The 23,894-nt window shown below is 74.7% G+C and carries 23 protein-coding genes; 15 read left to right on the plus strand and 8 right to left on the minus strand.

The genetic code is table 11. From position 1 onward, the window contains the following. Window positions 1-82: 82 nt before the first annotated feature. Window positions 83-1,450 carry an alkaline phosphatase PhoX gene (locus ABTZ54_RS12615; RefSeq protein WP_351660938.1) on the plus strand — a complete coding sequence of 456 codons (1,368 nt, stop codon included), beginning with the start codon at window positions 83-85 and terminating at the stop codon, window positions 1,448-1,450. Here the strand turns inward: ABTZ54_RS12615 and ABTZ54_RS12620 are convergent, their stop codons facing one another. After that, window positions 1,451-2,380: an oxidoreductase gene (locus ABTZ54_RS12620; protein ID WP_351660941.1), complete on the minus strand. Its 930-nt coding sequence runs from the start codon at window positions 2,378-2,380 to the stop codon at window positions 1,451-1,453. Between the two features lie 74 nt (window positions 2,381-2,454). Here ABTZ54_RS12620 and ABTZ54_RS12625 point away from each other — a divergent pair, with 74 nt between their 5' ends. Genes ABTZ54_RS12625 through ABTZ54_RS12635 form a run of 3 tightly spaced genes read left to right on the plus strand, consistent with a single transcriptional unit; the run spans window position 2,455 to window position 4,897 of the window. After that, window positions 2,455-3,072 carry an acyl-CoA-like ligand-binding transcription factor gene (locus ABTZ54_RS12625; RefSeq protein WP_351660944.1) on the plus strand — a complete coding sequence of 206 codons (618 nt, stop codon included), beginning with the start codon at window positions 2,455-2,457 and terminating at the stop codon, window positions 3,070-3,072. A gap of 35 nt (window positions 3,073-3,107) precedes the next feature. After that, on the plus strand, window positions 3,108-3,971 hold the full coding sequence (locus ABTZ54_RS12630) for a PPK2 family polyphosphate kinase (RefSeq protein ID WP_351660947.1): 864 nt from the start codon (window positions 3,108-3,110) through the stop codon (window positions 3,969-3,971). A gap of 17 nt (window positions 3,972-3,988) precedes the next feature. Continuing rightward, window positions 3,989-4,897 carry a polysaccharide deacetylase family protein gene (locus ABTZ54_RS12635; RefSeq protein WP_351660950.1) on the plus strand — a complete coding sequence of 303 codons (909 nt, stop codon included), beginning with the start codon at window positions 3,989-3,991 and terminating at the stop codon, window positions 4,895-4,897. An 18-nt stretch (window positions 4,898-4,915) separates the two neighbouring features. On the opposite strand, the gene ABTZ54_RS12640 is transcribed toward ABTZ54_RS12635, so the two are convergent. The 3 genes from ABTZ54_RS12640 to ABTZ54_RS12650 are packed head-to-tail and all read right to left on the minus strand — an operon-like array spanning window position 4,916 to window position 7,157. Continuing rightward, the gene (locus tag ABTZ54_RS12640; RefSeq protein WP_351660953.1) at window positions 4,916-5,554 is read right to left on the minus strand and encodes an ABC transporter; all 639 of its coding nucleotides are present in this window, start codon (window positions 5,552-5,554) and stop codon (window positions 4,916-4,918) included. Next, window positions 5,551-6,471 carry an ATP-binding cassette domain-containing protein gene (locus ABTZ54_RS12645; RefSeq protein WP_351660956.1) on the minus strand — a complete coding sequence of 307 codons (921 nt, stop codon included), beginning with the start codon at window positions 6,469-6,471 and terminating at the stop codon, window positions 5,551-5,553. The genes ABTZ54_RS12640 and ABTZ54_RS12645 overlap by 4 nt, the downstream gene beginning before the upstream one ends. An 8-nt stretch (window positions 6,472-6,479) precedes the next feature. Then, the gene (locus ABTZ54_RS12650) at window positions 6,480-7,157 is read right to left on the minus strand and encodes an AIM24 family protein (protein ID WP_351660959.1); all 678 of its coding nucleotides are present in this window, start codon (window positions 7,155-7,157) and stop codon (window positions 6,480-6,482) included. A gap of 81 nt (window positions 7,158-7,238) precedes the next feature. On the opposite strand from ABTZ54_RS12650, the gene ABTZ54_RS12655 reads away from it, so the two are divergent. Next, the gene (locus ABTZ54_RS12655; protein WP_351660962.1) at window positions 7,239-7,961 is read left to right on the plus strand and encodes a peptidyl-tRNA hydrolase; all 723 of its coding nucleotides are present in this window, start codon (window positions 7,239-7,241) and stop codon (window positions 7,959-7,961) included. A gap of 159 nt (window positions 7,962-8,120) precedes the next feature. On the opposite strand, the gene ABTZ54_RS12660 is transcribed toward ABTZ54_RS12655, so the two are convergent. Then, a complete protein-coding gene (locus ABTZ54_RS12660; protein WP_351660965.1) occupies window positions 8,121-8,879 on the minus strand; it encodes a DeoR/GlpR family DNA-binding transcription regulator in 759 nt (252 codons plus the stop codon). A 49-nt stretch (window positions 8,880-8,928) separates the two neighbouring features. Between ABTZ54_RS12660 and ABTZ54_RS12665 the strand changes: the two genes are divergently transcribed. The 5 genes from ABTZ54_RS12665 (at window position 8,929) to ABTZ54_RS12685 (ending at window position 14,792) form a co-directional block, all read left to right on the plus strand. Then, window positions 8,929-9,633 (plus strand): NUDIX domain-containing protein, encoded by a 705-nt coding sequence (locus ABTZ54_RS12665; protein WP_351660968.1) that lies wholly within the window; start codon window positions 8,929-8,931, stop codon window positions 9,631-9,633. Between the two features lie 122 nt (window positions 9,634-9,755). After that, entirely contained in the window at window positions 9,756-11,141 is a 1,386-nt protein-coding gene (locus ABTZ54_RS12670; RefSeq protein WP_351661624.1) for an MbnB/TglH/ChrH family RiPP precursor modification enzyme, read from the plus strand. A gap of 7 nt (window positions 11,142-11,148) precedes the next feature. Beyond that, a complete protein-coding gene (locus ABTZ54_RS12675; protein WP_351660971.1) occupies window positions 11,149-12,207 on the plus strand; it encodes a TIGR04222 domain-containing membrane protein in 1,059 nt (352 codons plus the stop codon). Between the two features lie 63 nt (window positions 12,208-12,270). Then, entirely contained in the window at window positions 12,271-13,011 is a 741-nt protein-coding gene (locus tag ABTZ54_RS12680; RefSeq protein ID WP_351660974.1) for a TIGR04222 domain-containing membrane protein, read from the plus strand. Between the two features lie 77 nt (window positions 13,012-13,088). Continuing rightward, window positions 13,089-14,792, plus strand: a complete 1,704-nt coding sequence (locus ABTZ54_RS12685) for an alpha/beta hydrolase (RefSeq protein ID WP_351660977.1) — start codon at window positions 13,089-13,091, stop codon at window positions 14,790-14,792. A gap of 22 nt (window positions 14,793-14,814) precedes the next feature. On the opposite strand, the gene hemQ is transcribed toward ABTZ54_RS12685, so the two are convergent. Both hemQ and hemG read right to left on the minus strand, forming a co-directional pair. Beyond that, on the minus strand, window positions 14,815-15,528 hold the full coding sequence (gene hemQ, locus ABTZ54_RS12690) for a hydrogen peroxide-dependent heme synthase (protein ID WP_351660979.1): 714 nt from the start codon (window positions 15,526-15,528) through the stop codon (window positions 14,815-14,817). Between the two features lie 17 nt (window positions 15,529-15,545). After that, window positions 15,546-17,009: a protoporphyrinogen oxidase gene (hemG, locus tag ABTZ54_RS12695; RefSeq protein ID WP_351660982.1), complete on the minus strand. Its 1,464-nt coding sequence runs from the start codon at window positions 17,007-17,009 to the stop codon at window positions 15,546-15,548. Window positions 17,010-17,147: 138 nt separating this feature from the next. Here hemG and ABTZ54_RS12700 point away from each other — a divergent pair, with 138 nt between their 5' ends. Beyond that, a complete protein-coding gene (locus ABTZ54_RS12700; protein ID WP_351660985.1) occupies window positions 17,148-18,125 on the plus strand; it encodes a DUF4349 domain-containing protein in 978 nt (325 codons plus the stop codon). Between the two features lie 26 nt (window positions 18,126-18,151). After that, complete coding sequence (locus tag ABTZ54_RS12705; RefSeq protein WP_351660988.1) at window positions 18,152-19,525, plus strand: FAD-dependent oxidoreductase; 1,374 nt, start codon at window positions 18,152-18,154, stop codon at window positions 19,523-19,525. 19 nt (window positions 19,526-19,544) lie between these two features. On the opposite strand, the gene hemE is transcribed toward ABTZ54_RS12705, so the two are convergent. Then, window positions 19,545-20,621 (minus strand): uroporphyrinogen decarboxylase, encoded by a 1,077-nt coding sequence (gene hemE, locus ABTZ54_RS12710; protein WP_351660990.1) that lies wholly within the window; start codon window positions 20,619-20,621, stop codon window positions 19,545-19,547. 91 nt (window positions 20,622-20,712) lie between these two features. Here hemE and ABTZ54_RS12715 point away from each other — a divergent pair, with 91 nt between their 5' ends. From ABTZ54_RS12715 to ABTZ54_RS12725, 3 genes are all read left to right on the plus strand, one after another. Further along, window positions 20,713-21,417, plus strand: coding sequence for a DUF3000 domain-containing protein (locus ABTZ54_RS12715; RefSeq protein WP_351660993.1), 705 nt, complete (start codon window positions 20,713-20,715; stop codon window positions 21,415-21,417). Between the two features lie 239 nt (window positions 21,418-21,656). Further along, entirely contained in the window at window positions 21,657-22,322 is a 666-nt protein-coding gene (locus ABTZ54_RS12720) for a response regulator transcription factor (RefSeq protein WP_017242457.1), read from the plus strand. A gap of 157 nt (window positions 22,323-22,479) precedes the next feature. Further along, on the plus strand, window positions 22,480-23,763 hold the full coding sequence (locus ABTZ54_RS12725) for an HRDC domain-containing protein (RefSeq protein WP_351660997.1): 1,284 nt from the start codon (window positions 22,480-22,482) through the stop codon (window positions 23,761-23,763). Window positions 23,764-23,894 lie beyond the last annotated feature (131 nt).

Raw genomic sequence — 23,894 nt, forward strand, 5'->3', positions numbered from 1 at the left:
TTCACCTGTCACCACAGTGCGTGGTACACACGTGCGGGTCACACGTCACACCCCTGTCCGCCAACAGGAAGTGGGTTGCCTCATGTCCGCAACACGACGTCAGATCCTCGCCGCGGGAATCGTCTTCAGCGGCGCGGTGTCCGAACTCTTCGCCGGCGGCGCCTCAGCCGCCGCGCTCGGCGGCCACGCCGGATACGGCCCGCTGATCCCCGACCCGGCCGGTCTGCTCGACCTCCCGGCCGGCTTCTCGTACACCGTCCTCTCCCGGCAGGGCGACCCGCTCCGCTCCGGCGAGGGCGCGGTCCCCGGCAACCACGACGGCATGGGCGCCTTCGCGGGCCGCCGCGGCCGCGTCCACCTGGTCCGGAACCACGAGAACCGGGCCACCGCGAAGACCACGGTGCCCACCGTCCCGGGCCTCACCTACGACCCGGCCGCCAGGGGAGGGTGCACCGCGCTCGAACTCGACGGCCGCAACCGGGTCCTCGGCGAACGGGTCGCCATCGCCGGCACCGCCGTCAACTGCGCGGGCGGGCCCACCCCTTGGAACACCTGGCTGACCTGCGAGGAGACCGAGGACCGGGCCGGGACCAACGGGTACACCAAGGACCACGGCTTCGTCTTCGAGGTCGACGGCGCCGACCCGCGCCGCACCGGGGCGGTCCCGCTGACCGCGATGGGCCGCTTCCAGCACGAGGCCGTCGCCGTCGACCCGAAGAGCGGGATCGTGTACGAGACGGAGGACGCCTTCCAGCGGCCCTTCGGCCTCTTCTACCGCTTCCTGCCCGAGAAGCCGCTCGGCGGCACCGGCTCGCTGCGCGCGGGCGGCGCCCTGGAGGCCATGCGGGTGCCGGGGGTGCCGGACCTGTCGGTGATCCAGGAGACCGGGGCGCGCTTCGAGGGCGTGGAGTGGGTCCCGGTGCCGGACCCGCTGGCGGCCCAGACCCCCATCAGGCTCCAGGACTTCGGGCCCCGGGGCATCACGCACGCCCAGAAGCTGGAGGGCTGCTACTGGGGTGCCGGGCGCTCCGGCGGGCCCGGGGCCGTGTACTTCGTGTCCTCCTTCGCCCGCGCCAAGGACGGCTCCGGGGCCACCCACTTCGGCCAGGTGTGGAAGTACGAGCCGCACCGCCGCCGCCTCACCCTGGTGGTGGTCTTCGGCCCGGACACGGACCTCCAGCTGCCGGGCGAGTCGCCGGACAACATCTGTCTGGCGCCGTCCGGCGGCCTGATGGTCTGCGAGGACGGCGACGGCGCCCAGCACGTCTTCGGCGTGAGCCGGAAGGGCGAGGTGTACGCGGTGGCCCGGGGCGCCCAGAACATCGGCACCCCGGAGGCCCCGGAGTGGGGCGAGTTCGCGGGCGTGGCCTTCTCGCCGGACGGCTGCACGATGTTCGTCAACTGCTACACCCCGGGCACGACGTTCGCGGTGACGGGCCCGTGGCGCTGATCAGCGGAGCCCGTACGTCACGCCGGTGAGCCGCTCGGACAGCTCCCACAGGCGGCGGCCGGTCTCCGGATCGGTCGCCGCCGGTGCGAGGGCGACCCGCTTCGGCGCGCCGCGCAGCTCGCCGGGCCCGTCCGGCCCGTAGAGCGCGCCGCCCTCGGCGTCGGGCGCGGTCGCCGCGTAGAGCTGCGGGAGCGCTCCGGCCGCCGGGGGCTGGGCGAGCAGCGGTCCGAGGATCCGCCCGAAGACGATCCGCACGAGGGCGACCGGGGTGTCCTTCTGGAGGTTGGTCGCGGTGTAGCCGGGGTGGGCGAGGACGCTGCGCACGGGGCTTCCGGCGGCGGTCAGGCGCTGGTGGAGCGTGTGCCCGAAGACGGTGTTGGCCAGCTTGGCCTGCCGGTAGGCGCCCATGGGCGAGTAGCGCCGCTCGCCACTGATGTCGTCGAAGTCGATCGTCCCTCTGCGGTGCTCCAGCGAGCTGACGGTGACGACGCGGGGGTCGCGGCCGGCCGCGAGACGGTCGAGCAGGAGCCCGGTGAGGGCGAAGTGCCCCAGGTGGTTGGCGGCGAACTGGAGTTCATGGCCCTGGGCGCTGAGGGTGCGGGGCGGGGCCATCGCCCCGGCGTTGTTGACGAGGACGTCCAGGCGGGGGTGGTCGGCGGCCAGCTTCCCCGCGAAGTCCCGTACGGAGGCGAGGTCGGCGAGGTCGAGCCTGCGGACGTCGAGGAGGGCGCCCGGGTGCGTCCGCAGGATGTCGTCGGCGGCGGCCCGCCCCTTGCGCTCGTCGCGCACGGCGAGGACCACGTGGCCGCCGTGCCGGGCGAGCTCGCGGGTGGTCGCGAGGCCGAGGCCGCTGTTGGCCCCGGTGACGACGAAGACGCGACCGGTCAGGTCGGGGACGAGGTCGGCGTTCCAGCGCTGCTGCTCTGTCATGTGTCACACGCTGCCCTTGGTGTCACTCGGTGTCAAGTTCTTCCCCGAGTGCCATCCTCGGCTACGCTCGCCCCATGACCCCCGACATCAGCCTGGCCGAACGCAAGCGCCTGCTCGTCGCCACCGAGCTCACCGAGTCGGCGCTCCAGCTCCTGGCCCTGAAGGGCTTCGACGCGGTCACCGTGGACGAGATCGCGGCCGCCGCCGGGGTCTCGAAGCGGACCTTCTTCCGCTACTTCGCGTCCAAGGAGGACGTGGTCGTCCAGTTCCTCTCCGGCATGGGCGCCGACATCCACGCGGCCCTCGCGGCCCGCCCGGCCACGGAGCCCCCCTCCCGCTCCCTGCGCCACGCGGTCGCGGTCCCCCTGCTGGCCTGCACCGACCAGCACCCGGACCACGCGGCCAGGGCGCTGCGCGTGGTCCAGCTGATCCTCGGCACGCCCGCCCTGCTGGCCCGCTTCCTGGAGCGGCAGTCCGACTGGCAGGAGGCCCTGGCGGGGGAGCTGGCCCGCCGCGAGGGCCTGGACGCGGGGACGGACCTCTACCCGAGGCTGGCGGCGGGGACGGCGCTGGTGGCGTTCCGTACGGCCTTGCAGCGGTGGAGCGAGAGCGAGGCGGCGGAGGACCCGATGGCGCTGCTCGACCGGGCGTTCGCGGTGGTGGCCCCGGCGCTGGACGCGCAGGATCGGTGAAGGCGCGCCGACCGACGTACGGGAAGGGACACGGGATGTCTAAGCGAAGGGAAACCGGGGTGGCCCCGCTGCGCGAGCTCCTGAAGCTCCCGGTGGGCGAGCGGATCGACCTCTCCTCGTACGACGCCGCCGCGAGCCCGGGCGGCCCGGCGGACAAGGCGGCCGGTCTGGCGGCCACCGCCGCCCTCGGGCCGCGCCTCGCCGACCTCCAGGAACGCCTGTACGCGGCGAGCACGGCGGGCGACCGCCGAAGGCTCCTCCTGGTGCTCCAGGGGATGGACACGAGCGGCAAGGGCGGCACGGTCAAGCATGTGATCGGCCTCTTCAACCCCTCGGGCTGCCGCATCCAGGCCTTCAAGGCGCCGACTGCGGAGGAACGGGCGCACCCCTTCCTCTGGCGCGTCACCCAGGCCCTCCCCCGCCCCGGCGAGATCGGCATCTTCGACCGCTCGCACTACGAGGACGTGCTCATCGCCCGGGTCCGCTCCCTGGTCCCGGCGCCGGAGCTGGAGGACCGTTACGGCGAGATCGGGACCTTCGAGAAGCAGCTGACCGACGACGGCGTCACGATCGTCAAGGTCTTCCTCCACCTGTCGTACGAGGAGCAGCGCGCCCGGCTCCTCGAACGCCTGGACAACCCGGAGAAGCACTGGAAGTTCAACCCGGGCGACATCGAGGAGCGCGCGCTGTGGCCCGCGTACCAGGAGGCGTACGAGATCGCCCTGGAGCGCTGCGCGACGGAGGCGGCGCCCTGGTACCTGGTCCCGGCGGACCACAAGTGGTACCGCAACTGGGCGATCAGCACACTGCTCGGGGAGCATCTGGCGGAGCTGGACCCGCAGTACCCGAGGGGTGACTTCGACGTGGCGGAGTGCCGGAGGCGATTGCTCGCCCAATGATCGGTTAATTTCCCTGGGTGACCATTCCTGTACGAAGACTGTCGGCGCTTGCCCTTCTGGGCGCCGTTCTCGTCGGCTGCGGCGGGGGCGCGGCCGCACCGCCGGCGGCCGCGCCGGCCCCGACGAGCACGAAGCCGGGCACCGGGGCGACCGGCACCGCCACACCCGCCCCGCCCGCTGCGGGCCACCAGGCTCCCCCCTCCCCCAAGGCCCCGCCGACCCTGGCCCCGGGCCCGGACGGCCTGACCCGGGTCTACACGCACCGCACGGGCAAGCCCGCTTCCGCCTCCCCCGAGAAGGTCGTCGCCCTCACCTTCGACGCCGACATGACGGCCGACCAGGGCCCGCGCGCGGCGCGGGGCGAGCACTTCGACAACCCGCAGCTCATCGCGACCCTGCGCCGCCTCAAGGTCGACGCGACGGTCTTCATGACGGGCCGCTGGGCGGAGCAGTACCCGGACCAGGCGCGCTCGATCGGCAACGACCCGCGCTTCGAGATCGCCAACCACTCCTACAGCCACTACGCCTTCGCGACCCCGTGCTACGGCCTCCCGACCGTGGCCGCCGCCGACATGGCCGCCGACGTCAAGCGCGCCTTCGACGCCTTCCGCGACGCCGGTGCGACCCACGTGGTCCCGTACTTCCGCTTCCCCGGCGGCTGCTACGACGACGAGGCCCTGCGCGCCCTCGCCCCCCTAGGCGTCACGGCCGTCCAGTGGGACGTGGTCAGCGGCGACGCCTTCGCGAAGGACCCGGACGCGGTCGCGGACCAGGTCCTGGAGGGCGTGAAGCCCGGCTCCCTGGTCGTCATGCACTGCACCCGCAGCGCCGCCCCGGTCACCGAACAGGCGATCCGCCGCATCGTCCCGGAACTCCGCGCGAAGGGCTACCGCTTCGTGAAGGTGTCGGAGCTGATGAGCCGCTGACTCCCCGGGCCGTGTCCGCTACTCCCACCACGCGGTCGCCCGGCACGAAAGCCCCACGGCCGCCGCGCCCAGGACCAGGGCGCCCGCGAGGGCCGGCCAGGGGTAGCCGACGGTGCCGGTGATCAGCGGGGCGATGGCCGCCTTGGCCGGGGAGCCCGTGGTGACCAGGGCGAGGAGGGAGCCGAGGAGGAGGGCCGTCAGGGACCACCCTCGGGCGCGGATCAGGGGGCGGGTGGTCAGGACGCCGACCGCCGTACCGGTCAGGACGCAGACGGTCGCCGCCAGAAGTCCCGCCGCGGCGGCCGGGAGCGGGGCGACCGCGCGGTGCTCGCTGAGGACGTCGACGGCCAGGACGGCGACGGCGCCCGTGAGCAGGGTGGCCGCGGTGGCGGTCAGGACCGCCGCCAGATGGGCACGGCTCCGACCGGCGGCCGCGGCGGTCACCGCGCGGGCGGCCGGCGCCTCCTGATCGAGGCAGATCCGCACCGCCCAGGCACTCACCGGAACCAGCGCCGCCACCGTGTACCCAAGGGCCCCGAGCACCGGCTCACCCGCGTTGACACCGACCCCGACGAACACCGCGTACAGAAGAAACGGCGCCAGCCAGCGCTGGGAGCGGAGGAGCAGGGCGGCCTGGTAACGGAGCAGCGCGGTCATGGGCGTACGCCTTCGGTGCGCGGGGTGGTGGTGCCGAGAGCGTCGACGGCTTCGATGTGCCAGCCCGCGTCGAGGAGCGCCCGGAGGAGGGTGTCGGAGTGGGGGGCGTCGACGGTGGCGGTGAGACGGTCCGCGGATTCCCTACTGTCGGCGTACGCGGGGGAGCCGGGGAGGTCGGGTGGGAGCGGCTTTCCGCCGGTGGCGCGGATGTGGACCCGGGGCGGCGGGGTGGAGGCGGACGCCTCGGTGTGCTCCCGCGCGGGGACGGGCGCCCCGCTGCGTTCCCGGGCTCGGTCCCGGGCCTCCGTCGCAACGCTCACCCGGCCCTCCCCCACCCCGTACTCCGTGTCCGCCTCCCCCGCCAGCCGGCGCGGGTCATGGTCGACGAAGACGACGCGGGCGCCGGCCGCCACGCGGGCGCGTACCGCGTGGTCGAGTTCTGTGCGGGCGGCGGTGTCGAGGCCCGTCCAGGCCTCGTCCAGGACGAGTAGGTCCGGGTCGGCGAGGAGGGCCTGGGCTGCGGCCACCTTCTGGGTGGTGCCCTTGGAGAGGGCGGCGAGTGGGGTGTCGGCGTAGGCCGCCGCGTCGAAGCGGGTCAGCCACTCCCCCGCGCGGGCCCGGGCCTCGCGGCCGGTGAGGCCCTGGACGCGGCCGAGGTGGACCAGGTAGCCGGTCGCGGTGAGCGGCAGGGCGGCGGGGAAGCGCTCGGGGACGTACGCGGTGCGTGGTGGGCGGGCGCTGATGCGGCCCGCGCTGGGCGCGTCGACGCCCGCGAGCAGCCGCAGCAGCGTCGACTTGCCCGTGCCGTTGCCGCCCGTGACGCGGACGAGGGTGCCCGCGGGCAGGTCGAGGTCCACCTCGCGCAGCACCCAGGGACCGCGCGGGCCGTAGCGGCGGCCGACGCCCTCCAGCCTCATGGGCGGGGTCAGTTGGCCGACTTCTTCTGCGGGGTGAGCTCGCTGGGGCGGACGATGACGAAGCCGTTGCCCTCCAGCTTCAGCTGGACCGCCTCGCCGGAGCCGCCGCGCACCATCGAGCCGAGCGACTGCGAGCGGTGCAGCGAGGTGTGCAGCTGCTCGCTCCAGCCGACGACGGCGTCGGTGTCGACGTGGACCGGGGCGTCCGGGGTGACCGGGATGACGACCGGGTTGCCCTCGCAGATCAGGGCGATCTTGCCGTGGCCGGTGAAGACGCTGTTGAAGAGGCCGCCGCCGGTCATGCCGGCGCCCTTCACCGTCTTGATCTCGTACGCCAGCGTCGCGTCGAAGCACAGCACGTTGCGGCCGTTGACGGTCAGGGCGTCGCCCTGCTCGACCTCGACGATGAAACAGTTCTGCGCCTCGTGGGCGAACCACGCCTCGCCCTGGCCGCGGACGGTCATCAGCGGCAGGCCCTCGCCCGTGAGGGCGCGCTTGAGCAGGCCGCCGAGGCCCTGGCTCTTGTGCTCGAACTGCAGGTTCCCCCGGAAGGCGATCATCGAGCCCTGGAGGGCCCGCATCTCCCCCTGGACGGTGTACTTGACCGACTTGGCGTTCTGGAGGGTCATCCCCGGGAACGTCGCCGCCTCGGCGAGGTGCTCGCTGGCGAAAAGATCACTCTTCATGGAGGGCATCCTGTCCCGGAAGCCCTCATTCCTACAAGAAACGCGTGGGGCCGGTGCGGTGGCCGGTGGCAGACTTGCCGGGTGAGCAGCAACGACACCGATTCCGACGCGTCCCTCGACCCCCGCGACGAGAAGCCGCAGTACGTCCTCCCCCTGGTCGTCCGCATCGAGCGCGACGCTCCCCCGGCCCGTACCGACGCCCTGGAGACCTCCGCGCGCGCGGTCCTGGAGATCCTGGCCGACGACCGGTCGCTGGGCGACGGCGAGTGGGCCCAGGCGATGGCCGACTGGCAGGACGCGCGGATCCGCAAGGTCGTGCGCCGGGCACGCGGTGCCGAGTGGCGCCGGGCGGGCGCCCTGCCGGGCATCACGGTGACGGGCCGGGGCGGCGCGGAGGTACGGGTCTTCCCGCCGGTCCCGCTGGACGGCTGGCCCAAGGAGCTGGCCAAGTTGCAGGTCTCGGGCACGGACCTGGACGACCCGGCCGAGCCGGGCCCCGTGCCGGAGGGCGCGGCCATGCTGTGGCTCAACCCCGGGGTCGGCATGTCGGCCGGCAAGACGATGGCCCAGACCGGCCACGGGGCGCAGCTCCTGTGGTGGGCCCTGTCGGACGCGGACCGCGAGACCTGGCGCGAGGCGGGCTTCCCGACGGCCGTACGGACGGCCTCCCCGGAGCACTGGGCCCGGATCGTCGGCTCGGGCCGCCTGCCCCTGGTCCGCGACGCCGGCTTCACCGAGATCGCCCCGGGCCTGACCGTCGCGGCCGAGGGCAACGCCCACTTCGGCGCCGACCTGCGCCTCTGACGCGCGGGAGCGGAGAGGCTCCCTGACGGCGACTCCGGTCACCGACACGGCGCCTCTCCGCTCACCGGCCACCGCACCCACGGACTCCGGGCACCCAGGCCCGACGCCGCCCCGCCGACCACCCCGGTTACGGGCGCGCACCCACCCCGGACTCCCCCCTCACCCCGCCGCCACCACCTCCACCCCCCGCCCCCTGAGCTCCCCGAGGACCGCGTGGTCGGGGTCGGCGTCGGTGATCAGGCCCGTGACGTCCGCGAAGGGCAGGACACGGAAGCGGGAGGCCGTGCCGATCTTCTCCGAGGAGGCCAGGACGTAGGTCTCGGCGGCCCGGGCGGACAGGGCGCGCTTCATCGCGGCCTCCTCCGCGTCGCCCGTGGTCAGTCCCGCGTCCGGGTGGACGCCGGTGACGCCGAGCAGGCAGAGGTCGGCCGACACGTTCTGGGCAGCTTCCACGGCGGCGGCGCCGCAGGCGACCGCCGAGTGGGCGAAGATCCGGCCGCCGAGCACGAAGATCTCGACCCGCGGGTGGTCGAGCAGCGCCGCCGCGATGGTCGGGCTGTGGGTGATCACGGTGCAGGCCAGCTCCGGCGGGAGGGCCCGGGCGACAGCGAGGGCGGTGGTGCCGCCGTCGAGGATCAGCGCGCTCCCCGGCCGCACCAGCGCGGCGGCGGCCTCGGCGACCTTCCGCTTGCCGTCGGGGGTGACGGCCGCGCGGGCCGTGTAGTCCGCCACGGCCGGAGAGACCGGCAGCGCGCCGCCGTAGACACGGTGGCAGAGCCCCTCGGCGGCGAGATCGCGCAGGTCGCGCCGCACGCTGTCCTCCGAGATGCCCAGTTCCACGGCGACGTCCTTGGCGACGATCTTGCCCTCGCGAGCGAGCAGACCCAGCAGGTGGTCACGCCGTTCAGCAGCCAGCATCCGCATTCTCTCCCGTTCTTGCACGTTTCTGCGTGTACTGTAGCGCGCCATGAACGACAAGCCGACACACAGCGCGAGCGACGGCACGACCGGCCGCCCCGGCGTCGACATCCCCGACCACCGCGGCCGCACCGGCCTCGACCAGGCCGGACGCGACCTGGGCCGGAACCCCGACGTCGTGATCCGCGACGTGGAGCTCACCTCCCAGGGCTGGCACGTACTGCGCCGCACCACCTACGACCACCGGCGCCGCGACGGCCGCTGGGTCACCCAGCAGCGCGAGACCTACGACCGGGGCAACGGCGCCGTCGTCCTGCCGTACGACACCGCGCGCGGACTGGTCCTGCTCACCCGCCAGTTCCGCTACCCGGCGTACGTCAACGCCCATCCGGACGGCATGCTCGTCGAGGCGGCCGCCGGGCTGCTCGACGGCGACGAGCCGCTCGCCGCGATCCGCCGCGAGAGCGCCGAGGAGCTCGGGGTCGAGCTCGGCCCGCTCACCCACGTCCTCGACGCGTACATGAGTCCCGGCTCCGTCACCGAGCGCCTGCACTTCTACGCGGCCCCCTACACCCCGGCCCACCGCACCGGAAGCGGCGGCGGCCTGGAGGAGGACGGCGAGGACATCGAGGTCCTCGAACTGCCCTTCGCCGAGGCCCTCGCCATGGTCCGGGACGGGCGCATCGCCGACGGCAAGACCATCCTGCTCCTCCAGTGGGCCGCCCTGGACGGACCCTTCGCCCCCGCGCGATGAGCGCCGATGAGGGCCCGCGCAGGTGAAACCTCAAATGAAGCTCTGAACGTCCCCCTCTCCGGATTCGAACGCTTGATTCCGGGCCATCAGCTCAGGGACCGAAGGAGGGGGACATGGGGGACATGAAGGAGCTCGGTACGGGCATCGGCTGGCGGCCCGAGATCGCGGACGCGGTCGAGGGCCTCGACGGGGTCGACTGGGTGGAGGTCGTCGCGGAGAACCTGTGCGACGACCATCTGCCCGGCTCCCTGGAGCGGCTGCGGGCGCGGGGCGTGACCGTCGTCCCGCACGGCGTCTCGCTGGGACTCGGCGGCGCCGAACGCCCGGACGCGGGGCGGCTGGCCGCGCTCGCCCGGAAGGCGGAGCTGCTGGGCGCGCCGCTGGTGACGGAGCACATCGCGTTCGTACGGGCCTGGGGGCCGCGGTCCTCCCTCAAGCCGTCGGCGCCGTTCCTGGAGGCCGGGCACCTGCTGCCGGTGCCCCGGACCCGGGACGCACTCGACGTGCTGTGCGAGAACGTCCGGATCGCGCAGGACGCCCTGCCGGTGCCGCTGGCCCTGGAGAACATCGCCGCCCTGGTCTCCTGGCCGGGCGAGGAGCTGACGGAGGGGCAGTTCCTGGCGGAGCTGGTGGAGCGTACGGGGGTACGGCTCCTCATCGACGTCGCCAACCTGCACACCAACCGCGTCAACCGCGGCGAGGACCCCGCGCGGGCGCTCTCCGAGCTGCCGGTCGAGGCCATCGCGTACGTGCACGTGGCCGGCGGCCTGGAGCGCGACGGGGTCTGGCACGACACCCACGCCCACCCGGTGTCCCGGCCCGTCCTCGACATCCTGGCCGACCTCGCCTCGCGGGTCGCCCCGCCGGGCGTGCTCCTTGAGCGCGACGACCGCTTCCCGGCGCCGGAGGAGCTGGCCGCCGAACTCGACGCCATCCGCACGACGGTGGCGACCGCCCGCCCGCGCCCGCTGCTCATCGGGGCCGGGGCCCGGGTCTCGGGCGGGACGATGCCGGTACGGACGCCGGTGACCGCGCCCCCGCCGGTGCCCGCGCCCCGGAGCGCCCCGGCCGTCGAGGCCGCCGAAGCCACCAGGACCGCCCCCGCCCGCCAGCGCGTCGGCCTCGCCCAGGCCGCACTCCTCTCGGCGCTCGTCGCCGGAACGCCCGCCCCCGAAGGGTTCGACCTGCGGCGGCTCGGGGTGCAGAGCCGGGCGCTCGCCGCCAAGCGGGCGGACGTCGTGGCCAAGGTCGCGCCGGAGCTGCCGGAGATCCTGGGCGAGGAGTACCGGACCGCGTTCCTCTCGTACGCCAGGAACAGGCCCATGACGGACGGCTACCGGCACGACGCCCTGGACTTCGTCGAGGGGCTGCTCGTCGCGGGCCGCCCGGAGGACCCGGCGGCCCGCCGCGCCCTCACCGCCTGGTGGCGGGAGCGGGCGGGCATCCGTCCGCCGGGCCCCGCCGCCCGCATCGCGCACCGCGTCCGCACCGCACTCGGAAAGGGGTGAGGCGGCCATGAGCATCCCCGTCGTCCTCTTCTACGCCGTCGGCGTCGCCGCCGTCGGCTGGCTCGTCGTCCTGTCGCGCCGGGCCCGGAGCGGCTCCGGCGGCCCCGTCCACGACCGCTACGAGGCCGCGTTCCTGAACGGCGGCCCGGCCAGGGTCGTCGACAGCGCCCTCGCCTCCCTCCAGGCCGACGGCCGGATCGCGGTCGGCGGCCCCGGCATCGTCCAGGTCCTGCGGCCCACCGCCCACGACCCCGTGGAGCGGGCCGTCCTCCAGGAGCTGGCCGCCGCACCGCACGGCGCCCTCGCCGCGCTGCGGCTCGCCGTCATGCGGCACCCGGCGGTCCAGGAGACCGGCGACGCGCTCGCGGCGCGCGGGCTGATCTCCGAGCCCTCGGCGCGGCGCCGGGTGGTCCGCTGGAGCCTCGGGCTCGGCTTCGCGGCCGTGGCCATGGCCCCGGTCGCCCTGGTCATCACGGTCATGCAGTACGCGGGCGGGGACACCCCGGTGCCGTTCATCCTGAAGGTGCTGCCGGCGATCGTCGGCGTGGCGGTCACGGCCGTGGTGTGCGGTTCGTCGGCATCGAGCCGGGTCTCGGCGGCCGGTCACGCCGCCGTCTCCGCGTACCGGCGTCAGCACGGGCACGTGGCCGACCCGGGCACGCTCGTGGCGCTGCACGGGCTGCGGGCGCTGCCCGACCCGATGCTGCGGGAACAGTTGGCGACGGCGGCCCGCTTCCGTGCCGCACCGCCGTTCCCCCGGGGCCGGCGGCGGGGCACCACGCACCACTCCCCCGACTCCGACTCCGACTCCGACTCGGCCTTCCTGCCGGTCATGTGGTGCGCGGCGGCGGCCGGTGGCGACAGCGGCGGCGGGGGCGGCTGCGGAAGCGGCAGCTCGTGCTCCGGAAGCTCGGGCGGCAACTCCTGCTCGGGCGGCGGCAGTTCGTGCTCGTCCGGCGGCGGCAGCTCCTGCTCCTCCTCGTCGGGCAGCTCCTGCTCCTCGTCCTCCTCCAGCTCCTGCTCCTCGTCCTCCTCCAGCAGCAGCTCCTGCGGCAGCAGTTCCTGATCCCGCGCACCCCGCCGCCCCGTTCCGGTGGCGGGGTGCGCGGTCCTCCCGTACAACCGGTTCATGGTCTGGGTCCCGTTGCTCCTCGTCGCCCTCGTCGTCTCCGGTGTCAGCTGCGCCCGCGTGTGCCGGGCCGCCGTCCTGACCGACGCGCGGGCGGGCGGGGACGGCGACGGGCTCAGCGTCAGCGAGGCGGCGTATCTCGCGGGCGGGCCGCTGCGGGTCACCGATCTCACCCTGGTCTCCATGCACCGGGCCCGGCTGCTGCTGCTCGCGGGGAGCGGCTGGGCCACCGTCGCGGCCGACACCGGCGGCCGGGACGCGCTGGAGCGGGCGGTCCTCGGCGCGATCGGCCCGGACGGGCAGTCGCGGATCCCGGCGGTACGGCCGCTGGTCGCCGACGACGCGAGCGTACGGGCGCTGGCGGCCGGCCTGGTCGCGCGCGGGCTCGCGCTGCCGGAGCACGCGCGCGCCTCGGTGGCGTCGGGGGCCCGGGCCGTGCGGGCCGCGTTCCTGCTGACCCTGGCGCTCGGGACGGGCGCCGCGCTGCTCGTGCCGTCGGGCGAGCGGGGGGCGGTGCTCGCCGGGTTCTCGCTGCCGCTGGTGGCGGCCGGGCTCTGTCTGCTGATCGCCCGCGCCGAGACGCCCGACTACGCGTGCTGGGCGTCACCGGCCGGCCGGCGGCTGCTCGCGGGGCTCTCCCCCGCCGACCCGCTCACCGCGCTCGCGACGCGGGGCACCCGGGTCCTGGAGCCCGAGCTCCGTGCCGCCTTTCGGGTACATGACAGGCAACACCTGTCGTAGGTCCTTTACTTCGCCCGCGCGCCGGGTTCCCTTGGGCGTCACGCTGCCGTGGCCAGGCCCGTAGAAGGGAAGCGCCGATGAGGTCCGTCGCGCTGCACACGCTCCTGCTGTCCGCCCTCGTCGCCCCCGCCCTGATCGCGCCGGGCGCCGTCGCACCCGCCGCCGCCGCGCCGGGGCTCGACGCGCCGCCCGCCGAGACCCGGGGCGTCCGGGCCGCCGTGCGGACCGCCGCCGCCGAGGGCATCCGCTTCGGGGCGTGCCCGGCGGCCGAGCACCTGCCGGCCCCGGTCGAGTGCGGCACGGTACGGGTGCCGCTCGACTACGCGGCCCCGGACGGCACCCGCATCCCGCTCACCGTCAGCCGCGCCAGGGCAACCGGCCCCGTCGAAGGACGCCAGGGCGCGCTGGTCTACAATCCGGGCGGGCCCGGCGCCTCCTCCCTGTACTTCCCGCTGGCCGCCGGGCTCCCCGCGTGGCAGCGGATCTCCGCCGCGTACGACCTGGTCGGCTACGCCCCGCGCGGGGTGGGCAGCTCGGCGCCGGTCTCCTGCCAGGACCCGGCCGACCGGGCGAAGGGCCCGACGCTCGCGCCGACGCTGCCCTCGGAGGTCTTCAAGAAGGAGCGGGTCGCCCGCGCCACGACCTACGCCCAGGGCTGCGCCCGCCGCACCGGCGCGGCGCTGCGGCACTACCACTCGCTCAACAACGCCCGCGACCTGGAGGTCCTGCGGGCCGCGCTCGGCCAGCCCCGGCTCACGTACATGGGCGCCTCCTACGGCACGTACTTCGGCGCCCTGTACGCGACGCTCTTCCCCCACCGGGTGCGCCGGATGGTCTTCGACGCGCCCGTGAACCCGGCGCCCCGGCAGATCTGGTACGTCAACAACCTGGACCAGTCGCTCGCCTTCGAGCGGCGCTGGGCGGACTTCCGCACCTGGGCGGCGAAGCACGACGCCGTGTACGGCCTGGGCGCGACGGCCGCCGAGGTGGGCGAGAACTACGAGAAGGTACGGGCCGAGCTGGCCGCCGCCCCGGCGGGCGGGAAGGTCGGTCCCGGGCAGCTGCACGGGGCGGTGCTCCAGGCGCTGTACGACGACCGCTTCTGGGCGGCGCGGGCGGGCGCCCTCGGGGCGTATCTGAAGGGCGACGCGAAGCCGCTGATCGCCCAGGCGGGGCCCGCCGAGGCGCCCCGCAGCGGGGAGGCGGAGGCCGGTGATCCGGGCAACGCGGCCGCCGTGTACACGGCGGTGGAGTGCAACGACGCCCCCTGGCCGGAGGACTTCGCGCTGTGGGACCGGGACAACACCCGGCTGGCGAACCTGGCCCCGTTCGAGACCTGGGACAACGTGTGGGCCAACCTGCCCTGCGCGTACTGGAAGGCGCCGCGCCAGAAGCCGCTGGACGTGCGGACGGGTCCCGGGGTGCTGCCGCCGGTGCTGATCCTGGCGGCCGAGCGGGACGCGGCGGCCCCGTACGAAGGGGCGCGGGAGCTGGAGCGCAGGCTGTGGGGCGCGGCGCTCGTCACCGAGCGGGACGCGGGCAGCCACGGCATCGGCGGCGGGAGCAACGCGTGTGTGAACGGCTACCTGGAGCGCTATCTGCTCACGGGGGCCGTGCCCGGCCAGGCGGCGCAGCCGGAGGGAGGGACGCCGGTGCGGCGCGCGTCATGCGCGCCGCACCCGGAGCCGGACCCGGTGTCGCTGGAGCGGCAGGCGGAGTTCCGCCGGCCCTCTGATCTTCCGGGTCGAGGGGTCGCCGCCCGGCTGGGAGCGGGGCGGTGACCGGGTTCGGTGGACCGGGCCGTCAGGCCAGGCCGGCCACCAGGTCCGCCACGCTGCGGCGGCGGCCGGTGTAGAACGGGATCTCCTCGCGGACGTGCATCCGCGCCTCGGAGGCCCGCAGGTGGCGCATCAGGTCGACGATCCGGTGCAGCTCGTCGGCCTCGAAGGCCAGGATCCACTCGTAGTCGCCGAGCGAGAACGAGGCGACCGTGTTGGCGCGGACGTCCGGGAAGCCGCGGGCCATCTTGCCGTGGTCGGCGAGCATCCGGCGGCGGTCCTCGTCCGGCAGCAGGTACCAGTCGTAGGAGCGCACGAAGGGGTAGACCGAGACGTAGTCGCGCGGGGTCTCGTCGGCCAGGAAGGCCGGGATGTGCGACTTGTTGAACTCGGCCGGGCGGTGCAGCGCCATGTTCGACCAGACCGGCTCCAGGGCGCGGCCCAGGCGGGTACGGCGGAAGAGGTTGTACGCCTCCTGGAGCTCGTCGCTCGTCTCGGCGTGCCACCAGATCATCACGTCGGCGTCGGCGCGCAGACCGGACAGGTCGTACGTGCCGCGGATCGTGATGTCCTTCGCGGCGAGCTGGTCGAACAGCTCCTGGACCTCGTCGGCGTAGCCGGCGCGGTCCTCGGGAAGGGTGTCGCGCAGCTTGAAGACGGACCACAGGGTGTAGCGGATGACCTCGTTGAGGTCCTTCGCCTTCTTACCGGCGTTCGGGATCTTTTCGGGCGCACTCATACGCCTATTCTCGCCCGTCACGATGAGTGCCCCGCACCAGGGTCGGTGGTTTCGGACGTGGCGATGATCTCGTCCGCCGCGCGGTGGCCCGAGGCGACGCACGCGGGGATGCCGACGCCCTCGTACGCGGCGCCCGCGAGGTGCAGTCCCGGCAGGCCGGAGACGGCGGCGCGGACCCGGGCGACCCGGGCGAGATGGCCGACCGGGTACTGCGGCAGGCCGCCGATCCAGCGGGTCACGGTGGAGGCGACCGGGCGGGCGGCGAGGCCGGTGGCGGCGGCGAGGTCCTTGAGGGAGACGTCGACCAGGTCGGCGTCCTCGCGGTGCACCTGCTCCTCCTCGCCGTACCGGCCGACGGAGGTGCGAAGGACGAAGAGGTCGGGGGCGGAGTCCGCGACCCAGGACCACTTCTGGCTGGAGAAGGTGGAGGCCTTGATGGTGTGCCCGTCGACGGGCGGTACGAGGAAGCCGGAGCCCTGCGGCAGTCCGGTCACGTCCGCGCGCCGGAAGGCGAGGGTGACCAGGGCCATGGAGGCGTACTCGACGGCGGCGAGCTCGGCGGAGGCGGCGGGCGCGGTGTCGGCGAGGAGGGCTGCGGCGGGCCCGGCGGGGGTGGCGAGGACGACGGCGTCGGGGGTGAGGACCCCCTCGGGGGTCACGACCTGCCAGCCGCGCGGGCCGGTGCGGCGCAGCGCGGTGACCGGGGTGCCGGTGCGGATCTCGCCGCCCGCGGCGCGGATCGCGTCGGCGACGGCGCCGGGCAGGGTGCCGACGCCGCCGCGGATGCCCGCGAAGGCGGCGCCGCCGAGGCCGGTGGCGGCGCCCGCCGCGTCGCTCGGGGTGGCGGCCCCGGCCCGCTGGACGGCGCGGACGGCCTCGGCGAGGGTGCCGTGGGCGCGGGCGGCGGCGAAGAGGGCGGGGACGGCGGCCTTCATGGAGATGCGGTAGGCGTCGCCCGCGTAGACCCCGCCGAGGAGGGGCTCGACGAGCCGGTCGACGACCTCGTGGCCCATGCGCTCGGCGACGTACGCGCCGATGGCGATGTCCTCGCCGATCTCGGTCGGCGGGAGCTCGGCGTCGCGGGCGATCCGGTGGACGCCCTCCGGGGAGAGCAGCCCCCCGACGGCGTCGCCGTCGGCGGGGACGCCCATGACGTGCCCCTTGGGCATGGGGGTCAGCTCGCCGCGCGACCAGACGGAGGCGGTGGTGGTGGCGGGGGCCAGGAGCCGGTCGGCGAGGCCGACCCGGCGCGCGAGCGCGATGGCCTCGGGGCGGCGGGCGAGCAGGGACTCGGCGCCGAGGTCGACGGGGGCGCCGGCGATCTCCCCGGCGAGCAGCTTGCCGCCGAGCCGGTCCCCGGCCTCCAGGAGGGTGACCCGCGCGCCGGACGTGACGAGGCGGTGGGCTGCGGCCAGGCCGGCGATGCCGCCTCCGACGACGACGACGTCCGGTCCGCCCGTGGTCTGCGCGTTCGCGTTCATGGGACCACTCTCTCAAATCGCCCAGGCGCTCCCGTTCCGAGGCCGGACCGTGACCGCTTCGCTACCGCCGCGCCGAAACCCGCCGCCGGGACGGCACGTCCAACGGGCATCACACACCACGACCTTGGGGGGTCACCTGTGCGGGGTTCGAGAAGAAGAGCCGCGGCGGCGCTGCTGGCCGGCGCCCTGTTCCTGACGGGCTGTGCCGGATCGGGCGGTGCCGACACCATGGCGTCCGACGCCAAGGTGGACTCGGGCGCGGCGAAGCCCGCCTACGAGGGGCCGGAGGGGGCGGGGGCCTCCGGCGCCGAGAAGGCGCCCGACGGCACGGCGGGGAGCAGGGCGCCGGTGCGGGTCCCGCAGCACGTGGTCAGGACCGCCGAGATGTACGTCGAGGTGAAGGACGCCGTGAAGGCGCTGGCCACCGCCCGGCGGGTGGCGGCGGGCGTCGGCGGCCACGTCGAGAACGAGACGACCGAGCGCGTCGACGACACCCATGTCACCTCGCGGGTCGTGCTGCGGGTCCCGCAGGAGCGGTACGACTCCGTCCTCACCGAACTGGCGGGCGCGGGCAGGCTCCTTTCGCGCAAGGCGGACGCCAAGGACGTCACCGCCCAGGTGGTGGACGTGGAGAGCCGGATCGCGACCCAGCGGGCCAGCGTGGCGCGGGTGCGGGCCCTGATGGACAAGGCCACCCGGCTGGGCGACGTGGTCACCCTGGAGGGCGAGCTGAGCCGCCGCCAGGCGGACCTGGAGTCGCTGCTCGCCCAGCAGGCGGCGCTGAAGGACACGACGACGATGGCCACGATCACCCTTCAGCTGACCGAGCCGGAGTCCGGCGCCCCGGCCGGGGACGACGACCGGCCCGGTTTCCTGGACGCGCTCGGCGGCGGCTGGGACGCGCTGGTGGCGGCGCTCGCCTGGACGCTGGTGGTCCTCGCGGCGCTCGCGCCGTGGCTGGCGCTGCTCGCGCTGGGGTACGCGGTGTGGCGCTGGGCGGTCCGGCCGCGGCTGGCCCGGCGGACGAAGCGTCAGGCGGAGCCGGTCGACGCCGCCGTGGAGGAGGCCGCCGAGGAGTCCGCCGAGGCGCTCGCCGAGGAGGGGAACACCCCGTAACCGCCCTCCCGTCGTAGCGTGTTCGTATGACGGAACGACTGGTGGTCATCGGCGGGGACGCGGCGGGCATGTCCGCCGCGTCCCAGGCACGCAGGCTCAAGGGGCCCGGGGAGCTGGAGATCGTCGCCTTCGAGCGGGGGCACTTCAGCTCCTACTCGGCCTGCGGCATCCCGTACTGGGTCGGCGGCGACGTCGCCGAACGGGACGAGCTGATCGCCCGGAGCCCCGAGGAGCACCGGGCCCGGGACATCGATCTGCGGATGCGCACCGAGGTGACCGCGCTCGACCTGGACCGGCAGCGGGTGCTCGGCCGGGACCTGGAGTCGGGCGCGGAGGAGTGGACCGGCTTCGACAAGCTGGTGATCGCGACCGGCGCCCGGCCGCGGCGCCCACCGCTGCCGGGCATCGACGCGCCGGGCGTGCACGGGGTGCAGACCCTGGACGACGGGCAGGCGCTGCTCGACTCGCTGGGCCTCGCCCGGGGCCGCCGGGCGGTGGTGGTGGGCGCCGGGTACATCGGCGTGGAGATGGCGGAGGCGCTGCTCGGGCGCGGTTTCGAGGTGACGGTCCTCAACCGGGGCGAGCAGCCGATGGCGACGCTCGACCCGGACATGGGGCGTCTGGTGCACGCGGCGATGGACGGGCTCGGCATCACGACGGTGGGCTCCGCGCCGGTGACGAAGATCCTCACGGGTGAGGACGGCCGGGTGCGCGCGGTGGCGACCGACGCGGGCGAGTACCCGGCGGACGTGGTCGTCCTCGGCATGGGCGTGGTGCCCGAGACCTCCCTCGCACGGGCGGCGGGGCTGCCGCTGGGCGCGTACGGCGGTCTCCTGACGGACCTGGCGATGCGGGTGCGCGGGCACGGGAACATCTGGGCGGGCGGTGACTGCGTGGAGGTCCTGGACCTGGTGTCGGGCCGTGAGCGGCACGTCCCCCTCGGCACCCACGCCAACAAGCACGGCCAGGTCATCGGCTCCAACGCGGGCGGCGGCTACGCGACCTTCCCCGGGGTGGTCGGCACGGCGGTGTCGAAGGTCTGCGACCTGGAGATCGCCAGGACCGGGCTGCGCGAGAAGGACGCCCGGGAGGTCGGGCTCCAGTACGTGACGGTGACGATCGAGTCGACGAGCCGGGCGGGCTACTACCCGGGGGCGGCGCCGATGACGGTGAAGATGCTGGCGGAGCGGCGTACCGGCCGGCTGCTCGGGGTGCAGATCGTGGGCCGGGAGGGCGCGGGCAAGCGGGTGGACATCGCCGCGGTGGCGCTCACGGCCGGAATGACGGTGGAGGCGATGACGGCCCTGGACCTGGGCTACGCGCCGCCGTTCTCACCGGTGTGGGACCCGGTCCTGGTGGCGGCCCGCAAGGCGGTGGCCGCGGTGCGGGCGGCGGGCTGAGCCCGCCGCCCCCGGCGGATCAGACGGCGGTGCGGGTGTGCACGTAGTCGACCAGGTGGGTCAGGGCGTCCGGGTCCATCGCGGGCATGACGCCGTGGCCCAGGTTGAAGACATGGCCCTCCAGGTCCTTCGCCGCGGTGAGGACCTCGTCCGCCTTGGCCTCCACGACCTCGCGCGAGGCGAAGAGCACGGCCGGGTCGAGGTTGCCCTGGAGCGCCTTGCCGGGGCCGACCCGGCGGGCGGCCTCGTCGAGCGGGACGCGCCAGTCGACGCCCACGACGTCCGCGCCGGCCTCGCCCATGAGGCCGAGCAGCTCGCCGGTGCCCACGCCGAAGTGGATGCGGGGGACGCCGTACGAGGCGACCGCGTCGAACACCTTCACCGAGGCCGGCATGACCGAGCGGCGGTAGTCGGCGGGGGCCAGCGCGCCCACCCAGGAGTCGAAGAGCTGCACGGCGGAGGCGCCGGCCTCGATCTGCACCTTGAGGAAGGCCGAGGTGATCTCGGCGAGACGGTCGAGCAGGTCGGCCCAGAGCTGCGGGTCGCCGTACATGAGCGCCTTGGTGTGCTCGTGGCTGCGGGACGGACCGCCCTCCACGAGGTAGCTCGCGAGGGTGAACGGCGCACCGGCGAAACCGATGAGGGGCGTGGCGCCGAGCTCGGCGGTGAGCATCCCGATGGCCTCGGTGACGTAGTGGACGTCCTCGGGGGTCAGGTCGCGCAGCCGGGCCAGGTCGGCGCGGGTGCGGATCGGGTCGGCGACGACGGGGCCCACCCCGGGCTTGATGTCGAGGTCGATGCCGATGGCCTTCAGCGGGACCACGATGTCGCTGAAGTAGATCGCGGCGTCGACCTTGTGGCGGCGCACGGGCTGAAGGGTGATCTCGGTGACCAGCTCGGGCCGCATGCACGACTCCAGCATGGGGATGCCCTCGCGGACCTTGAGGTACTCGGGCAGCGACCGCCCGGCCTGCCGCATGAACCAGACCGGCGTGTGCGGCACGGCCTCGCGGCGGCACGCCTTCAGGAACGCGGAGTCGTACGTCTGCGGCTGGTGCTTCGTCTGCTGGCCCTTCGGGCTGTCAATGGCGCTCACGCCCAGAATCTTCGCATGTGGCGAGAAGCCGCTCGCCCGGCGCGGGTGTCCCTCCCTGCGCACGGGCCCCGTTCCGCCTACTCTTCCCCGCATGGCTGCGGCTCAGGGACATTTTTCCGATCATTCCGACGGCATTCGAGGGACGGAGAAGACGGCGGGCGACAGGGTGGACCCCACGGAGAAGGACCCGGTGCCTCCCGCGTTCGGGCGGGCGGTCGAGGGGCTGCGCACGGCCCGGCTGCGGCCGGAGATCGAGGTCGATCCGACCCGGCCGCCGCAGCGGCTCGCCCCCTACGCGTACGCCCTGGAGGCGGCCGTGGTGGACGGCGAGGAGGATCTGGCGGACGGGCGGCTCGTGCTGCTGCACGACCCGGCGGGGCACGAGGCCTGGAAGGGCGAGTTCCGTCTGGTGACGCTGATCAGGGCCGAGCTGGAGCCGGAGATGGCCGCGGATCCGCTGCTGCCCGAGGTCTGCTGGTCCTGGCTCACTGGGGCCTTCGAGGCGCGCGGTCTGGCGTACGGGGAGGCGAGCGGGACCGTCACGATGGCGGGCTCGCACTACTTCGGGGGGCTCGCGGAGCGGCGTCCGGCGACCCAGATCGAGATCCGGGCCTCGTGGACGCCCCGGGAGGGCCCGGCCGGGGTACCGGACACCGGCGCGCACCTGGCGGCCTGGTGCGATCTGCTCTGCCAGATCGCGGGCCTGCCGCCGTCGGCGGCGGACCCGGGGGCGGGCACGACGTCGGGCGCGGGGGTCGTCTCGCTGCCCCAGCGGCGCGGGCCGCAGCAGCGGTAGCGGTGCGGGCCCGCTCGTAACGTCGATTTCCGGACAGATGCGGCCCCGGTGCGCGTACGGCTCGTACGATGATCGATCACGCGTCCGAATTGCCCCAATTATTACTCACCAAATCGTGATCTTTCCCTAAAGGCGGGCGGCCCAGCTGCCGAAGGAGTCAGTGACCCCTTCACAGCACGGGTTCGCCCCCGGCTTCTTCCCCGAGCCGGCTCCGTCCCGCATCCTTCCCAGGAGGCCTGGTGTCCGTTCTCCTCGAGCAGCCCGCAAGCCTGGTCGCCTACCGCCCGAACAAGCCGACGGCCATGGTCGTCGTGGCCGACCCGCGCGTCCGCTCCACCGTCACCCGCCACCTGTGGGCGCTCGGGGTGCGCGACGTCATCGAGGCGTCGTCCATCGCGGAGGCCCGCCCCCGCGTCGGCAACCCGCGCGACATCTGCGTGGCCGACGTCCATCTCCCGGACGGCAGCGGACTCACGCTGCTGTCCGAGACCCGCGCGGCGGGCTGGCCCAACGGCCTCGCCCTGTCCGCCGCCGACGACATCGGCGCCGTGCGCAACGCCCTCGCGGGCGGAGTCAAGGGCTATGTCGTCACCGGTACGCGCACCAACATCGGGCACCCCACCCGCCCCGGTGCCGCCCCGATCGGCTCCGCGGCCGCCCGCCTCGGCCACCGCCGCCCCCCGGGTGCCCCGAGCCACCCGGGCGGCTACCGCGAGCTCTCCGGCCGCGAGGTCGAGGTGCTCCGGCTGGTGGCCGAGGGCCAGTCCAACAAGGCGATCGGCGTCTCCATGGGCCTGTCGGCCCTCACCGTGAAGAGCCACCTCGCCCGCATCGCCCGCAAGCTGGGCACCGGCGACCGGGCCGGCATGGTCGCCGTGGCCCTGCGCACCGGAATCATCCACTGAGCACGCCGGCCCCGTGAGGGCCGTGCGGGTCGACATACGACCGGCCCCTGTCGACGGAACGTTCCCTCGCCGCGATCACCGCCTTCCGGCCACCGCGATCGTGCCAACCGTTCCGTTCCGTCGGCAGGGTCTTGCCATTCGCAGATACCCTTGACAGGTGACCGACGCCCAAGACACCGCAAGCGACACAGCGCTGCGAACCACCGGGGGCGCCCCCTCGGACGACGACGTCCCTGCGAATGGGCTGCCGATCCCGTTGCTCGAACCCCGCGAGGGCATTCCGCCCGTCGTGGCGACCGATGAGGCCCTCGCCGAGGTCGTCGCCGCCTTCGCCGCCGGCCGCGGCCCCGTCGCCGTGGACGCCGAGCGCGCCTCCGGCTACCGCTACGGCCAGCGCGCCTATCTCGTCCAGCTCCGCCGCGAGGGCGCGGGCACCGCGCTGATCGACCCGGTCGGCTGCCCCGACCTGTCGTCCCTCGGCGCGGCGCTGCCCGGCACCGAGTGGATCCTGCACGCCGCGACCCAGGACCTGCCGTGCCTGCGGGACATAGGCATGGTGCCCTCGCGGCTCTTCGACACCGAGCTCGCCGGCCGCCTCGCGGGCTTCCCCCGGGTGGGCCTCGGCGCGATGGTCGAGTCGGTCCTCGGTTACGCCCTGGAGAAGGGGCACTCTGCGGTCGACTGGTCCACCCGCCCGCTGCCCGACCCGTGGCTGCGCTACGCCGCGCTCGACGTGGAGCTGCTCGTCGACCTGCGCGACGCCCTTGAGGACGAGCTCGACCGGCAGGGCAAGCTGGCCTGGGCCCTGGAGGAGTTCGACGCCATCGCCTCGGCCCCGCCGGCCCCGCCGCGCAAGGACCCCTGGCGCCGCACCTCCGGCATGCACAAGGTCCGCAGGCGCCGTCAGATGGCGGTCGTCCGGGAGCTGTGGACGGCCCGGGACGCGGTGGCGCAGCGGCGTGACGTCTCCCCCGGCAAGGTGCTGAGCGACGCGGCGATCGTGGAGGCCGCCCTGGCGCTTCCGCCGAACGCGGGCGCCCTGTCGGCGCTGCCCGGCTTCGGCCAGCGGATGGGCAAGCGCCAGCTGGAGCAGTGGCAGGCCGCCGTGGACCGGGCGAAGGCCCTGCCGGAGTCGGAGCTGCCGCAGCCGGGCCAGCCGCTCGCGGGGCCGCCGCCGCCGCGCGCCTGGGCCGACAAGGACCCGGCCGCCGCGGCCCGCCTCTCCGCCGCCCGCGCCGCGGTCTCGGCGCTCGCGGAGGAGCTGCACCTGCCGCAGGAGAACCTGATCACCCCGGACACGGTCCGCCGCGTCTGCTGGGAGCCCCCGGCCGCGCCCGACCCGGAGACGGTCGCCGAGGCCCTCCGGGGCTACGGCGCCCGCCCCTGGCAGGTGGGCCTGGTGACCCCCCTCCTGGCGACCGCGCTGAACACCCGGGCCTGAGCCCGCCCCGTACGGACCTGACGAAGTACGGATCTACCGAAGCCCCCGGACCCCGGTCCGGGGGCTTCGGCGCGCCCGGCGCGGCCGCCTTCGCGGGTGTGACCTTCGCCGCTTGGGGCGGGGGGACTGGG

The sequence above is a fragment of the Streptomyces sp. NPDC094032 genome, assembly GCF_040303965.1.
In the GTDB taxonomy this organism is placed as follows: domain Bacteria; phylum Actinomycetota; class Actinomycetes; order Streptomycetales; family Streptomycetaceae; genus Streptomyces.